Origin of the sequence: Cryobacterium sp. N22, assembly GCF_002929555.1 — a bacterium.
In the GTDB taxonomy this organism is placed as follows: domain Bacteria; phylum Actinomycetota; class Actinomycetes; order Actinomycetales; family Microbacteriaceae; genus Cryobacterium.
In genome coordinates, this window is record NZ_PJJP01000027.1 from 55,442 (window position 1) to 70,818 (window position 15,377).

The following is a 15,377-nucleotide window of genomic DNA, read 5'->3' on the forward strand; positions in this document are numbered from 1 at the left end:
TCGCCCGGGTAACGGAGTGTGACGGGCTCCTCACGCCGTTTTGGGCAGAGTGAGAGGTCTTCGTTACGCGATCGTCACGGCCCCGCACGATGACCGACACGAGGCCTGCCTACCGTGGATGGCAGGCCTCACCGAAGTCGCCGTGACGCAGACCGCGTCATTCGCCCGCAGAACCACTGGAGGACCCCGTGCACACAACGCCCACCCATCCGCACGACTCTGCCGGCCACTCCGCGGACTGGACCAACGTGTGCGACCTCGACCGACTCGAACCGCTGTGGGCCGAGGCCGCTCTGATCGACGGCGTGCAGGTGGCCCTCGTGCTGCTGCCGGACGGCCACCTGTTCGCGGTCTCCAACCAGGACCCGGCCACGGGCTCCTTCGTGATGAGCCGCGGCATCGTCGGGTCGCGGGGGGACCGGCCCACCCTGGCCTCCCCGTTGCACAAGCAGGTCTACGACCTTCGCACCGGGGAGTGCTTCACCTCCGCCGACTACTCCCTGCGCACCTTCCCGGTGCGCGTGGATCACGGCACCGTGCAGATCCAGGTGCGGGCCAGCGCTGACAGCCTGGCCGACGAACAGGCCCAGACCGTGGAGTTCGCCGCAGCATGACGGACGCCCCGGTGTTGCTCGCGACCTCGCACGGCACCAGCGACCCGGCCGGTCAGCGCGCCGTCCTGGCCCTCGTCGACGCCGTGGCCGCCGCGGCGCCGCACCTCACCGTGCGGGGCGGTTACGTCGATGTGCAGAGCCCGGATGTGCCCAGCTGCCTCAGCGCCATCGCCGCCGAGTCCGGCGCTACCGACTCCGGCCCCGCGGGTGAATCCGACCGCCCCGTCGTGATCGTTCCCCTGCTGCTCTCGGGCGGGTACCACGTGCGCGTCGACCTGGCCGAGGCCGCCGCCGGGGCCGGGCAACCCGTGCGGGTCACCGGGGCGCTCGGCCCCGACTGGCGGCTGGCCCGCATCCTGACCGACCGGCTGCACGAGATCGGCCTCAGGCCCGATGACACCGTGGTGCTCGCCGCGGCCGGATCCACCGACGCCGGCGCCGTCGCCGACTGCCACGCCATGGGCGGCCGGCTCGCCGCGGTGCTCGACCGCCCGGTGACCGTCGGATTCATCTCCGCCGCCCAGCCCCGCTTGGCCGACGCCGTGCTCGCCGCCCGCGCCGGCACACCGGGGCGCGTTGTGGTGGCCACCTACCTGCTGGCCCCCGGCTACTTCGCCAGCCTGGCCGAACGGTGCGGCGCGGATGCGGTGAGCCGCCCGTTGCTGGTGGACGGCGAGGCGCCGCCGACGGAGCTCGTGGACGTGGTCATCGACCTCTATTCCTCCGTCGCCCGACTCGAGCTGGCCCTGGCCGGCCTGCCCTGGTCGTTCAGCCGGGGCCGCACCGACTGAACGAGCCGGTCTCAGTGAGCCGGTGGCAGTTACGCGGGTGTCAGTAGGGTCGAGGCATGAACCTCGACGCCTTTCCGACCAGGGTCATTCTGATGAACGAGTACTGCGCCGGGCTCCCGCTGTGGGACCGTTCCCCATCGCCCGACGCGTGGTTCGGTCCATTGCCCCGCGGGGTCCTCGGCCTGTCCGACGACCTGGAAAACCGACTGGTCGGCTGGAACGAGCGTTACGAGCTGCTGATGGGGCAGAACCAGCAGGAGTGGCCCTCGCCGGCCGAGCACCTCGGTTTCCGAGTCGACGGACACCTCCTTGCCGCGGATCTGCAACGAGAGTTCGGATCAGCGGTCGTCGTGCTCTACCTTGACGCGGACGCCGAGCGCTCCCGTGCTCCCCAGACCGCCACCCCGCCTGCCGCGGGCTGGCAGGCGGTCGGCCAAGACGGTCAGACTTTCAGGCCGGCGACCCCGCGACCGTCGATCGTGGAGCAGATGTGGGCGATGCCCGACGCCGAGTTCGAAGCGATGACGCGCACCGTCGACGTTGCGGTATGGCTGTGGACGCCTGGGCGGACACCGACGCGCATTCTCCTGGAGCCGCGGGACGATGGCCTCCCGCTGCTGGATCGTTCGCCGCTCCTCGACCTGGCCGACGACAGGCTGGAAGCGGCGGTGCTGGGGCTGTCCGGGCCACTCGTCGACCGGCTGGCCCAATGGAACGAGCGCTGGGTGTCGGTGTCGGAGCCTGGTCTTGAATACCTCATCGACGGGCACGAGGTTGCCGCCGCCGTGCAAGCTGAGGTGGGCCCTGACATTGCGGTGCTGTTCCCGGAGGCAGATCGGGCGAATTCGATGCCTAGCGAGGAGATGCGCCAGATGCTGCGTCGAGTGCAGGCTCTCCGCGCCGCCGACAGCTGACGAATAGCCCGGCGTTCCGGCGAGCGCCGGAGGCCGCTGGAAGGCCGGAACCGTCTGGGATCAGCGGTCCCGCCGGGCTTTGTGTCAGTCATGTGACGGAGGCCTATCAGCGGCCCGTTGCGGGTGTGAGTACACGGTGATCGAACGGTAACTGCGGCATCCGCTGCCGGAAACACGGCCTGCGTAACGTCGGCGACACGTACTCACAGTGCACAATTTCTCGCGAGGAGAACCTGATGACCCCGACCACCACCGCAGCGACCGCCCCGCCCTCCACGTCCACCGCCGAAGCCCCCGCCGCATCCGCCGAACTGGTGCACCGCCCGGGCCGGTGGATCGACAACTGGAACGCCGAGAACCCCACGCAGTGGGCCAACGGCGGCAAGGCCATCGCCTCGCGCAACCTCAAGTGGTCGATCTTCGCCGAGTTCCTCGGCTTCGTGATCTGGCAGCTCTGGAGCATCGTGGTGGTGCAACTGCCGAACGCGGGCTTCACCTTCGACACCGGCCAGATCTTCTGGCTCATCTCCATCCCCACACTCGTGGGTGCCACCATGCGGTTCCCCTACACGTTCCTGGTGCCCAAGTTCGGCGGCCGCAACTGGACCATCATCTCCGCAGGGATGCTGCTCATCCCTTCGATCGGGCTGGGCATCGCGGTCGGCAACCCGGACACCCCGTTCCCGGTGATGCTGCTCGTCGCAGCGCTCGCCGGTCTCGGCGGCGGCAACTTCGCCTCCTCGATGTCGAACATCACCTACTTCTACCCGCAGAGCCAGAAGGGGTACGCGCTCGGCCTGAACGCCGCCGGCGGCAACCTCGGTGCGGCCGTCGCGCAGCTGGTTGTGCCCATCGTGATCACCCTCGGTGCCCTCGGCACGCTCAACCTGCCGCTGGCCGGATTCTTCTGGGTGCCGTTCATCCTGCTCGCCATGTTCGGGGCCTGGAAGTACATGGACAACCTCTCCAGCGCCAAGGCGGACTTCGCCGGCTCGATCGCCGCGGTGAAGGAACCGCACCTGTGGATCATGGCGTTCCTCTACATCGGCACCTTCGGATCGTTCATCGGCTTCGCCAGCGTCTTCCCCAAGCTCATCGCCGACCAGTTCCCCGACTACTCCTCGTTCCAGGTCGTCTCGGCGTCGCTGTCGCTCGCGTTCCTCGGCGCCCTCACCGGTTCCCTGGCCCGCCCGTTCGGCGGCCGCCTGGCCGACCGGTTCGGCGGCGCACTGGTCACCGTCGTCGCTTTCGGCGTGATGGCGTGCGGTGCGGTGTTGGTGAACCTGGTGCTGCCGCTGGGCAACTTCTGGCTGTTCCTGGTCACGTTCCTGCTGATCTTCGTGGCCACCGGCGTCGGCAACGGTTCCACCTACCGCATGATCCCCAGCGTCTTCGCCGCCAGGAGCGGGGTCGCGGATGCCCACAAGAACTCCGGCGACGTCGGCACGCAGCGTAAGACCGCGGCGGCCCTCGGCCTGATCTCCGCGATCGGTGCCTACGGCGGGTTCGTCATCCCGCAGGTGCTCGGCTTCTCGAAGACCTCCACCGGTGACTACTCCAGCGCGATCTACGCCTTCGCCGGCGCCTACCTGGTGATGATGGCCGTCACCGCGTTCGTCTACCTCCGCCGCGGCTCGTCGGTGGCCGGCCACCGCATCTAGCTTCCGCACAATTTCACCCCGCACATCCCGCGAAAGCGGTCGTGTGGTCGCCTCAGCACCGCCGAAGCAACCACATGGCCGCTCTCGCGGAGGTGTATCGCACATTTGAAGGGCCACACCGTGAATGCCGTCGACACGCACTGCCCGTACTGCGCCCTGCAGTGCGCGATGACGCTCACACCCACCACCCCTGCGCCGGCCGCCCGGCCCGCGGATGCGGTCAGCCTCCCGGTCACCATCACCGGCCGGGCCTTCCCCACCAACCGCGGCGGCCTGTGCAAGAAGGGCTGGACCGCGGCCGAACTGCTCGGCTCGGCCGACCGCATCCGGGAGCCCATGCGGCGCCAGGCCGACGGCAGCTTCGCCCCGGTCTCCTGGACCGACGCCCTCGACCTCATCGCCGGGAAGCTCCGCACCGGCCGGGCCGAGCACGGCGCCGACTCGGTCGGGGTGTTCGGCGGTGGCGGCCTCACCAACGAGAAGGCCTACCAGCTGGGCAAGTTCACCCGGCTGGCCCTCGGCTCCTCCCGCATCGACTACAACGGCCGGTTCTGCATGTCCAGCGCCGCCGCGGCCGGCAACCGGGCCTTCGGCCTCGACCGGGGCCTGCCCTTCCGGGTGGAGGACCTCGACGCGGCCGACACCATCCTGATGCTCGGCTCCAATGTGGCCCAGACCATGCCGCCGTTCATCGGCCACCTCGACGGGGCCCGCCAAGCCGGTGGCCTCATCGTCGTCGACCCGCGCCGCACCGCCACGGCCCGGCTCACCGATGACGGCGCCGGCATGCACGTGCAGCCCGCCCCCGGCACCGATCTGGTGCTGCTGCTCGGGCTCACCCACCTCGTGCTCACCGAACGCCTCGCCGACACCGACTACCTCGCCCGGCGCACCACCGGGTTCGACCAGCTGCGACACAGCGTGGCCGGCTGGTATCCCCAGCGGGTGCAGGAGCACACCGGTGTGCCGGTCTGGCAGCTGCAGGGCCTGGCCCGCCGGCTCGCCGCCGGCACGGGCACCTACATCCTCACCGGCCGGGGCGTCGAGCAGCACGTCGACGGCACCGACACCGCCACCGCCGCGATCAACCTCGCGCTGGTGCTCGGACTCGTCGGCACGACGCACTCCGGCTACGGCACCCTCACCGGCCAGGGCAACGGGCAGGGCGGCCGCGAACACGGCCAGAAGTGCGACCAGCTGCCCGGCTACCGCAAGATCACCGACCCCGCCGCCCGCGCCCACGTCGCCGGGGTCTGGGGTGTGACGCCCGAACAGATCCCGGGTGCGGGCATCCCCGCCGTCGAACTGCTGAACGCGCTGGGCCAAGCCGACGGCATCCGCACCCTGCTCGTGCACGGCGCCAACGTCGTGGTGTCCGCACCGGATGCCGACAGGGTGCGCGCAGGTCTGCTCAGCCTCGACTTCCTGGTGGTCTGTGACTTCTTCTTCTCCGAGACCGCCGCTCTGGCCGACGTGGTGCTGCCGGTGACCCAGTGGGCCGAGGAGGAGGGCACCATGACCTCGCTCGAGGGCCGGGTGATCCGCCGCCGCTCCGCGATCGACCCGCCGGCCGGGGTGCGCGGCGAACTGTGGATCTTCCAGGAGCTCGCCCGGCGCCTGGACGCCCCCGGTGTCTACAGCGCCGAACCCGGCGACGTCTTCGACGAACTCTGCCGGGCCTCCGCGGGCGGCATCGCCGACTACTCCGGCCTCGACTACGCCCTGCTCGACACGGGGGAGCCGGCCTACTGGCCGTACCCGGCCGGGTCCGGCGGCACCCCGCGGCTCTTCCTCGAACGGTTCGCGCACGACGACGGCCGCGCGCGCATCGTCGCCGTGACGCCCCGCACCGTGGTGGCGCCGGCGCAGACGAGGGGCGCGCTGACCCTCATCACCGGCCGGCTGCTCGAGCACTACCAGTCCGGCTCGCAGACCAGGCGGGTGGCCGAGCTGTCGGATGCCCAGCCCGAGGCCCGCATGCAGGTGCACCCGGCCACCGCCGCGAGCCTGGGCGTGGTCGACGGCGGTTGGGTCGAACTGGCCAATGACCGGGGCATCGTGCGGTGCCGCGCGCTTGTAAGCACCGACATCCGGCCGGACACGGTGTTCCTGCCCTTCCACTTTCCCGCCGACCAGCGGGCGAACCTGCTCACGGCCGGCGCCACCGACCCGATCTCCGGCATGCCCGAGTTCAAACGCACCGCCGTGCGGGTGCGGGCGATCGAACCGCCCGGCCGTTCGGCTCCCGACCACGAGAGGGTGATGGCGGATGCCTGACCACACTTCTGCAGACCTGCCCGGCTCCGCCAACCGGGCCGCCCCCGAACGCATCGTCGTCGTGGGCTACGGGCCGGTCGGGGCCCGGTTCGTCGACGAGCTCCTACCGCTGGTCGAGGCCGGCCTGGCCGAGCTCACCGTCGTCGGGGCCGAAGAGGTGCACGCCTACAACCGGGTGCTCCTGGCCGACTACGCGGTGGGGCGCACCGACCGTGACACCCTCGACCTCACCGACGGCAGCCGGGCCCGGGCGGCCGGCGCGCGCATCCTCACCGGCACCACCGTGACCTCGGTGAACCGCACCATCCGCACCGTCTCGCTCGGCGACGGCAGCTCGGTGCCGTACGACAGGCTGGTGCTGGCCACCGGAGCTCGCGCCAATGTGCCCACCCTCGACGGCGTCAAGCGGGTGCGGCGCGGCCTGATGAAGCCCGGTGCGGATGCCGGCGGCCTCGGCGCCGCTGCTCTGGATTGGGCCGCCGCTCCGTTGCCCCGCGGGGTCAGCGCGCTGCGCGACCTCGCCGACGCCGCCACGGTGTTGGCCGCCGTGCAGGCCGGCCGGCGCATCGTGGTGCTCGGCGCCGGGGTTCTCGGCATGGAGATCGCGCTCGCCGCGGCGGCGGCCGGCGCCGAGGTGTGCGTGGTCTATCACGGGGAGATCCCGATGAACCGCAACCTCGACCGCGGCGGAGGCTCGGTGCTCACCAGGAGTGCCCGGCAGGCCGGGGTCACCATGGTCAACCACGCCAGGGCCGAGAGCGTCCTGTTCCACCACGATGACGACGGCGTGGAACGCTTCGAGGCGCTTCTCTGCGCCGACGGCAAGCAGATCAACGGCGACCTGCTGCTGCTGTCCTGCGGTGTGGGTGCCCGCACCGAACTCGCCCACCTGGCCGGGCTGCCCGTGTCCACCGGCGTCCTGGTCGACGAGTCGCTGCGGAGCTGGGCGGATGCGTCCATCCACGCCATCGGGGACTGCGCGCACGTGGCCGCCCGTCCCGCCGACGCCGACCTCGGGGCCGCCTGGAACGGGGCCCGGATGGCACCGGCGGGCGGGCCGTCCGGCCTGATCGGACCGGGCTGGCGGCAGGCCGACAGCCTCGCGGCCCGGTTCACCGCCGAGATCACCGCCGGCACGGCTGCCCGGGGCGCCGTGCCCGCGGCAGCGGAGTCAGCGCCGGTGCTCTCTGCCGAGCCCGGCGCATCCGTCGTGATGCTCAAGGCCGAGGGTATCGACGTGGTCGCCGCCGGCGACACCTCGGCCGACCCGTTCGATCTTGACGATTCGGCACACGCGCACGGGTGCGCATCCGGTGACCCGGCACCGCTGGTCGTGGCTCAGTGGGCCGACCCCGAGCACGGCCGCTACGTGAAGATGGTCACCCGCGGCGGCATCCTCACCGGCTTCGTCTGCGTGGGCATGCCCCGCACCGGTGCCGAACTCACCCTGCTGTTCGAGCGCGGCAGCGAGCTGCCAGCCGACCGGTCGGTGCTGCTGCGGTTCGACGGCCCCGACTACGACCCGGCCACCGCGGGCGACGCCTTCGCGCCGGAGTCCACGGTCTGCTGGTGCAACGGTGTCACCGTGGCGGCGATCACCACCTCGGCGCAGGCCGGCAACGACACCGTGGCCTGCATCGGCACGGCCACCCGCGCCGGCACTGGCTGCGGCGGCTGCAAGGGCCGCATCGGGGAGGTTCTCGAGCGTTTCGCCGCGCAGACCGTGGTCTGAGGTCGCTGTGTGAGCCCGCTGCACCCTTGCCATCCGCCGGCGATGCTGATAGCCCTGAGGGGATAACTCCAGTGTTTTCCGGGCCACGGCGCGAAGCGCCGGCTGATCCCGGCCGGCGAAAGGGATGCTCAGCATGACGCCCAAGAAAGTGACCACCAACCCTCCGCAAGAGACCGGTGCGGCGCGCGAGAAGAGCCCGGTCCATCTCGACGACGCCGACGAAGCGGGGGAGTCCACCCTCGAGGTCGGTTCGCCCAAGTCCTGGGTGGCGGGCGTGCCCGGGGTGCTGCACTCCACCATCCCGGCGCTCGAACGGATGGGTGTCAGCCGCAGCCGCAAGACCCTGCTGGCGATGAACCAACGGGACGGCTTCGACTGCATGAGCTGCGCCTGGCCCGACCCCACCCACCGGAAGACCTTCGAGTTCTGCGAGAACGGCGCCAAGGCCGTCACCTGGGAGGCCACGCCCGTCACCATCGGCTCGGAATTCTGGGCCGAGCATCCGGTCAGTGACCTGCTTGACCGCTCGGAATACTGGCTGGGCATGCAGGGCCGGCTGACCGAACCGGTCTACAAGGCCGCCGGTGACGACCACTACCGGCCGGTGAGCTGGCCGGAGGCATTCCGGCTGCTCGCCGGCAAGCTCAACGCACTGGACTCACCCGACCAGGCCGCGTTCTACACCAGCGGCCGCACCTCGAACGAGGCCGCGTTCGCCTACCAACTGTTCGTGCGCGCCTTCGGCACCAACAACCTGCCCGACTGCTCCAATATGTGCCACGAGTCGTCCGGCTGGGCGATGGGTCAAACCATCGGCATCGGCAAGGCCACCATCACCTACGACGACTTCGGCAAGGCCGATTTGATCATCGTGATGGGGCAGAATCCGGGCACGAACCACCCCCGGATGCTGACCGCCCTGGAGGAAGCGAAGGAGAACGGCGCCGAGATCGTCGCGGTCAATCCGATGCCGGAGGCCGGACTCAGACGGTACAAGAACCCGCAGAAGGTGAAGGGCATCATCGGGCACGGCACCGAAATGGCCGACCAATTCGTGCAGGTGCGCCTCGGCGGCGACATGGCCCTGTTGCAGGCGGTGTCCAAGCGCGTGCTCGCCGCGGAGGCCGCGAACCCCGGCACGGTGCTCGACCACGAGTTCCTGCGCGAACACTGCCAGGGGCTGGAGGAACTCACCGCGCACCTCGCCCAGGTGGACGAGGCGGCCGTGCTCGACGCCACGGGCCTGCAAGTCGCCGACATCGACGAGCTCACCGCCCGGTATCTTCGGGCCGAGAAGGTGATCATCACCTGGGCGATGGGTCTCACCCAGCACAAGAAGGGTGTCGCAACGATCAAGGAGATCATCAACCTGCTGCTACTTCGGGGCAACATCGGCAAGCCCGGCGCGGGCGCCTCGCCGATCCGCGGGCACAGCAACGTGCAGGGCGACCGCACCATGGGCATCTGGGAGCAGATGCCGCCGGCGTTCCTCGACGCCCTCGAACGGGAGTTCGGCTTCGACCCGCCACGGAAACACGGAATGGACTCGGTCGAGACCATCAGGGGACTGCGGGACGGTCAGATCAAGGTCTTCATGGCCCTCGGCGGCAACCTGGTCGGCGCGATCAGCGACACCCAGGCCGCCGAGGCCGCGATGCACGGTGCCGAGATGACTGTGCAGGTCTCCACCAAGCTCAACCGGTCGCATGCCGTGGTCGGCGACGAGGCGCTGATCCTGCCGACCATGGGGCGCACCGAGATCGACCGGCAGGCCACCGGTGAGCAGTTCGTGTCGGTGGAGGACACGGTCTGCGCGGTGCATCCGTCCTGGGGCAAGGTGCGCCCGGTCGCACCGAACCTGCTGTCGGAGGTCGCCATCGTGAGTCGCCTTGCCCGGGCTGTGCTGGGCACGAAGGTGGCGGTGGACTGGGTCGGATTCGAGCGAGACTACGACCTGATCCGCGAACACATCTCCCACGTCGTCGCCGGCTGCGACGACTACAACGCCAAGATCCGGCAGGATGGCGGTTTCCTGCTGCCGAACGGGCCGCGCGACTCCCGCACTTTCCCCACCCCCACCGGCAAGGCCATGCTCACCGTCAACGACCTCGAGTACCTGGACCGGCCCGACGGCACCCTGATTCTGCAGAGCGTGCGTTCACACGACCAGTTCAACACCACCATCTACGGGCACGACGATCGGTATCGCGGCATCAAGAAGGGCCGGCACGTGGTGTTCGTCAACCCCAACGACCTCGTCGAGCTCGGCCTCGCCGACGAGCAACTGGTGGATGTTCATGGCGTGTACGACGACGGTGTCGAGCGGGTGCTGCGCGGGTTCCGGGCCGTGTCGTACCCCACCGCGCGGGGCTGTGCGGCGGCGTACTACCCGGAGGCGAACGTGCTCGTGCCTCTCGACCATGTCGCGGAGGGCAGCAATACGCCGGTCTCGAAAGCGGTGATCGTGCGGTTGGAGCCAGCGCGCACCGTTGAGGCGGTGCTGACCTAGGAGCCGGCGCCTACACCGACGGCTATTGGGCGGTGTTCGCCCACCCGTCGTCGATGCCACCGTCACCGGTTTTCCGGGTGGCCTGCCTGGCTACCCCGACGGCGCGCTCAATGGCGTCGGTGGTGGCCGGTTTGCCCGAGGTGCTCGTCATGCCGGCCGCGTATCCCACCAAGAAGGTGCTGATCGGTCCGCCGTCAGGGCCCACGGCGCGGCTGGTCTCGGCGGCCAGGCCGAGCAGCAACGGGTAGTCGACCTCCAGGTCCAGAATTTGCAGCGCCTGGGTCAGACGTCGACTCAGGTCGTCCAGCCGGCCGGTGTCGTTTTCGGGGGCGTTCATGGGTCTCCTTCTGGCCGGGTGCAGCAGGGAACGTGCGCTTCAGGAATAGCACCACACCGGCGGCGCGGCAATCAATCGGGATGCCCCGGGACCGTCTGCGTCACTTTCTGGAGCTGGGGTCCTCGTCACCGATGTGTCCAGGTGCGTTCGCGGTGAGCACCCGTTGCACAAATGCCGAATACTCCTCCATGTAGTGTCGGAGGAATGTCCGGGTGGCCTCATCGGTGACTTCGCCGTTGGGCCCGTACGCGGCAGCGTCAAAGCTGATGTACGCCTCGGGCGAGTTGAGCTGAGGTGCATCGAGGAAGCTCAGGACGCTGCGCATCGACGACTGCATGACGGCGGTGCCGATGCCGCCCGGAGACGCGCCGATGATGCCGGTGGGCTTGCGTGCGAAGGAGTTGGTTCCCCACGGCCGGGATCCCCAGTCGATCGCGTTCTTCAAAGCGCCGGGGATCGAGCGATTGTATTCCGGGGAGACGAAGAGGATTCCGTCCGAGGAGTCGATGGCCGCCTTGAGGGTTCGGCCGGCCGGCGGGAAGTCCGCGTCGAAGTCCGGGTTGTACAGCGGCAGGTTCCTGATCGGGATCTCGGTGAATTCGAGTTCCTCGGGGGCGAGAGCGATCAGCGCCGTGGACAGGGTGCGGTTGATGGAGGTACTGCTCAGGCTGCCAACGAAGTAGCCGATTGTGAAGGTCGCCATGTCTGTCTTCTCTCCCGAATATGTCGACAGGGAATCTGAAGTTCACGCAGCGGACCCACGGCCTCGGTCTCTGTCGATCCCTTTCGGTTTAGCACGCCGACCCGGTCACCGACAGGGTGTGGCACACCGGCTACCAGGGCAGCGGAATCGTGGCGACGGGCTCGGGGGAGCACGCCCCGCCGGCCGGCACCACGGCCACACCGTCGGCCTCGGCGAGCCCGCGCAACATGCCGGAACCCTGCCGTGCGGTGGGCACGGCGCCCTCGTCCGTGAGCCGGTACGCCACCAACCGGGTCGACCCGCTGAGGTTGGCGACGTCGTGAGCGAGGGCCACCCGGCCCAGCGGCCTCAGCGGGCGGCCGAGCATCCCGTCGATCAGTGGCATGCCCAGGCTGGCCAACACGAGCATCGCGGCCAGCGGATTGCCGGGCAGGCAGAGCATCAGGCGGCCGTCAGCCAGCCGGGCGAGCATCACGGGGTGGCCGGGGCGCATCCGCACGCCATCGATGAGCACGGTGGCGCCGAGCGCGCTGAGCGCCGCGCGCACGTGGTCGGCCGGGCCGCGGGCACTGCCACCGGTGCTGATCACCAGCGCGGCGGTGCTCGACCGGATGGCGTCGATGGTCTGATCGAGGTCGTCGGGCAGCCGCCGCAGTGCACTCAGCCGCACACCCAGTCCGCTGAGCAGGGCAGGAAACTCGGGGGAGTACGCGTCACGCACCTGCCCCGGGCCGGGGATGCCGGACTCGATGACCTCGGTGCCGAGCAGCACCAGCTCCACGGTCGGCGGTGCCGTGACGGTGAGGGTGTCGTGGCCCGTCACCGCCGCCAGCGCGACCCTGGGAACAGTGAGTAGGCAGCCGGGCTCGAGCATCCGTTCGTCGAGTCCGCACTCCTCGCCGCGGGCGCGCACGTGCTCGCCGGGTGCCGGCTCGTGCGCACCGGTGTGCGCCGAGCGGATGAGCGTTGGCACGGTGCCGGCCGCAGACCCCGACACGAGCTCACCGTTCTCCGAGCGCAGGATGCCGTGGGTGCCGGCGGGCACGCAGGCGCCGGTGGCGATGGGCCGCGCGGTCCCCGGCGCGAGGATCGCCGTCGTCGGGGAGTCGCCCGCCAGGATCGGTTCGCCGAGCACCCACGGCTCATCGCCGCTGACGGCCCAACCGTCCATGGCCGAGGACGCGAAGCTCGGCAGAGCGGTCAGCGAGTGCACCGCGCCGGCAAGGGTGCGTCCGACGGCGTCCGAGAGCGGCACGATCTCGGTAGCGCGGGGCATCTCAGCGCCGACCCGGTACACCGTGGCTCTTGCCTCCAACCACTCCATCAGAGGACCCCGCAGCGGACCACGTCGCCGATGCCGCCTGAACCGGATCGGACCGATCGGCCGGTGTGGATCATGGGCATAGCGACTCCTCGAGGATCGTCGACGACAGTGTCGTCTGAGTCAAGGCTAGCCAGTCACCGCTCGTGCTGCGGGGTCCCCAGCGGTGCGGCCGCAGTGGGAAGGAGAATGCCGAGCTTCGCCGCGTCAGCCGGGGTGTCCACGTCGTCGCCCAGGGCGTCGGGAAGGCGCAGTTCCACGAGGTCGAGGGGGCCGATCAGGCTCATCACCGAGAGGTTGTCCGCCGGACGCAGCAGCGCGGAGGAAACCAGAGCCGCACGCCGGTAGACGGCGAGCAGCGGCTGACGCCGGCCACCGGCATCCACGCTGATCAGGCCGTCGATGGTTCCGTGCGTCGCGGCGCCGGCCTGTGCGGCGCCGGCCTGTGAGTCGGTCAAGAGCCTGTCGAGTTCGGTCAGCAGGAACGGCACGGCGTCGTCCGCTCGCACCAGGTCGCCGGCGAGCACCACGATCCAGTCCGCGCCCGCAGAACCTGTGCCCGTGGGGACGTCCCCGGATTCGCGGGCCAGGGCGTCGAGGCCGGCCACCATCGCCGCGGCAGGGCCGCCCCAGCGCGGCTGTTCGACCGCGCGTAACACGTCTGCGGGGAGGATCGCGTCGGATCCGACCACGCAGGTGCGCTGGGAGCCGGCGGTCGCGGCCAACACTCCGTCGAGCAGGCTGCGGCCCCGCCAGACCAGGGCGGTCTTGTCGATGCCGCCCAGCCGCCTGGCCTTGCCGCCGGCGACGATGATCGCGTCCCAGCGCAGGCCGGAGCCGCCCGTCCGTTCAGCCTCGGATGGCGTGGAGGGGATGTCATAGCGGGGCATCGGGGTCGGTCCTTGCACTCGGAGCCGCGAGTAGGCGACCAGATCAGGCTACCCGCGCCCGGCGCAACAAACCGGGACCGGGCCGCATGATGCCGCCCGATCCCGGTTGCTGCCTACAGGCCAGCCAGGTCTGAATTCACTCAGTCCTTGAGGTAGCCGTTCGGGTTGAGCACGTACTTCGTCGCCGCACCCGCATCGAACTCGGCGTACCCGCGCGGGGCATCCTCGAGGCTGATCGGCTGTGCGTGCACGGCCTTGGCGATCTGCACCCGGTCGTGCAGGATCGCCATCATCAGCTGACGGTTGTACTTCATCACCGGGCACTGTCCGGTGGTGAACGACAGCGACTTCGCCCAGCCGGTACCGAGGCTCAGCGACAACGAACCCACCTTGGCTGCTTCTGTCGCGGCTCCCGGGTCACCGGTGACGTAGAGCCCCGGAATGCCGAGCGCACCGCCGGCCGCAGTGATGCTCATCAGCGAGTTCAGCACGGTTGCCGGCTTTTCAGTTCCGGCATCCTTACCGTGGCCGTGCGCCTCGAATCCGACGGCGTCCACCGCCGCATCCACTTCGGGCACACCCAGGATCTGTTCGATCTGATCCTGCGGCTCACCCTTGGTGAGGTCCACGGTCTCACAGCCGAAGCTGCGGGCCTGCGCGAGGCGCTCGGGGTTGAGGTCGCCCACAATCACCACCGCGGCACCCAGCAGCTGCGCCGAGACGGCCGCGGCGAGTCCCACCGGTCCAGCGCCGGCAATGTAGGCCGTCGAGCCCACGCCGATGCCGGCGGTGAAGGCACCGTGGAATCCGGTCGGGAAGATGTCCGACAGCATGGTGAGGTCGAGGATCTTCTCCAGCGCCTGCTCCCGGTCGGGGAACTTCAGCAGGTTCCAGTCCGCGTACGGCACGAGCACGTACTGCGACTGCCCGCCGACCCAGCCACCCATGTCGACGTACCCGTACGCGCTACCCGGGCGGTCCGGGTTCACGTTCAGGCAGACACCGGTCTTGCGTTCCTTGCAGTTGCGACAGCGACCGCAGGAGATGTTGAACGGGACGGACACGATGTCGCCGACCTTGATGAACTCGACGTCGCGGCCGACTTCGACCACCTCGCCGGTGATTTCGTGGCCGAGGACCAGGCCTGTCGGCGCCGTCGTGCGTCCGCGCACCATGTGCTGGTCGGAGCCACAGATATTGGTGGTGATGGTTCTCAGGATGACGCCGTGCTGAACCTGGCGGCCGATGTTCGCCGGGTTGACGCCGGGTCCGTCCTTCAGCTCGAAGGTGGGGTAGTCGATGTCGATAACGTCGACCTTGCCCGGACCTTCGTAAGCAACTGCTCTGTTTCCTGCCATTATTTGTATCCTCCTTGATACCTGTCGTGACGCCTGAACCGGTCGGTTCGCGCTTGTGGCGCACGGCATCGTCAGTGGTGTTTCTCGGTGGTTCGCTCTCAGCAACGTCAAGGCGCTGGAACACCCTCCATGGCACTCCACCACACTGGGAATTTCAAGGGTGTCGGTGCACGAAAACGTGTGTATCGTGTGGGTGTCGAACCCCAAAAATTCGCCTGAGGCTGTGCACGAACTCGCGCGTTTATCGAGCCAGGTCGCGGAACCTTGTTT

Annotated in this window: 12 protein-coding genes; 7 read left to right on the forward strand and 5 right to left on the reverse strand. The window is 69.5% G+C overall.

From position 1 onward, the window contains the following. The first annotated feature begins 188 nt into the window (after positions 1 to 188). From nirD to CXY76_RS04965, 7 genes are all read left to right on the forward strand, one after another. A complete protein-coding gene (gene nirD, locus CXY76_RS04935) occupies positions 189 to 614 on the forward strand; it encodes a nitrite reductase small subunit NirD (RefSeq protein WP_104163132.1) in 426 nt (141 codons plus the stop codon). Next, positions 611 to 1,405, forward strand: a complete 795-nt coding sequence (locus CXY76_RS04940; protein WP_104163133.1) for a sirohydrochlorin chelatase — start codon at positions 611 to 613, stop codon at positions 1,403 to 1,405. Before nirD ends, CXY76_RS04940 begins: the two co-directional genes overlap by 4 nt. A gap of 56 nt (positions 1,406 to 1,461) precedes the next feature. After that, complete coding sequence (locus CXY76_RS04945; protein WP_104163134.1) at positions 1,462 to 2,319, forward strand: hypothetical protein; 858 nt, start codon at positions 1,462 to 1,464, stop codon at positions 2,317 to 2,319. A 236-nt stretch (positions 2,320 to 2,555) separates the two neighbouring features. Further along, the gene (locus tag CXY76_RS04950) at positions 2,556 to 3,980 is read left to right on the forward strand and encodes an MFS transporter (protein ID WP_104163135.1); all 1,425 of its coding nucleotides are present in this window, start codon (positions 2,556 to 2,558) and stop codon (positions 3,978 to 3,980) included. 120 nt (positions 3,981 to 4,100) lie between these two features. Continuing rightward, a complete protein-coding gene (locus tag CXY76_RS04955; protein ID WP_104163160.1) occupies positions 4,101 to 6,257 on the forward strand; it encodes a molybdopterin oxidoreductase family protein in 2,157 nt (718 codons plus the stop codon). Further along, the gene (locus CXY76_RS04960; RefSeq protein ID WP_104163136.1) at positions 6,250 to 7,989 is read left to right on the forward strand and encodes an FAD-dependent oxidoreductase; all 1,740 of its coding nucleotides are present in this window, start codon (positions 6,250 to 6,252) and stop codon (positions 7,987 to 7,989) included. The genes CXY76_RS04955 and CXY76_RS04960 overlap by 8 nt, the downstream gene beginning before the upstream one ends. 133 nt (positions 7,990 to 8,122) lie before the next feature. Beyond that, positions 8,123 to 10,498 carry an FdhF/YdeP family oxidoreductase gene (locus CXY76_RS04965; protein ID WP_104163161.1) on the forward strand — a complete coding sequence of 792 codons (2,376 nt, stop codon included), beginning with the start codon at positions 8,123 to 8,125 and terminating at the stop codon, positions 10,496 to 10,498. Positions 10,499 to 10,520: 22 nt separating this feature from the next. On the opposite strand, the gene CXY76_RS04970 is transcribed toward CXY76_RS04965, so the two are convergent. The 5 genes from CXY76_RS04970 to fdhA all read right to left on the reverse strand — a co-directional run bounded on the left by CXY76_RS04970 (position 10,521) and on the right by fdhA (position 15,107). Next, positions 10,521 to 10,835, reverse strand: coding sequence for a DUF6457 domain-containing protein (locus tag CXY76_RS04970; RefSeq protein ID WP_104163137.1), 315 nt, complete (start codon positions 10,833 to 10,835; stop codon positions 10,521 to 10,523). 100 nt (positions 10,836 to 10,935) lie between these two features. Continuing rightward, entirely contained in the window at positions 10,936 to 11,538 is a 603-nt protein-coding gene (locus CXY76_RS04975; RefSeq protein WP_104163138.1) for an NADPH-dependent FMN reductase, read from the reverse strand. A gap of 130 nt (positions 11,539 to 11,668) precedes the next feature. Continuing rightward, complete coding sequence (locus CXY76_RS04980) at positions 11,669 to 12,862, reverse strand: molybdopterin molybdotransferase MoeA (protein WP_104163139.1); 1,194 nt, start codon at positions 12,860 to 12,862, stop codon at positions 11,669 to 11,671. 134 nt (positions 12,863 to 12,996) lie between these two features. Further along, positions 12,997 to 13,749, reverse strand: a complete 753-nt coding sequence (locus tag CXY76_RS04985; RefSeq protein WP_104163140.1) for a molybdenum cofactor guanylyltransferase — start codon at positions 13,747 to 13,749, stop codon at positions 12,997 to 12,999. A 140-nt stretch (positions 13,750 to 13,889) separates the two neighbouring features. Next, on the reverse strand, positions 13,890 to 15,107 hold the full coding sequence (gene fdhA, locus CXY76_RS04990) for a formaldehyde dehydrogenase, glutathione-independent (RefSeq protein ID WP_104163141.1): 1,218 nt from the start codon (positions 15,105 to 15,107) through the stop codon (positions 13,890 to 13,892). Positions 15,108 to 15,377: the final 270 nt, after the last annotated feature.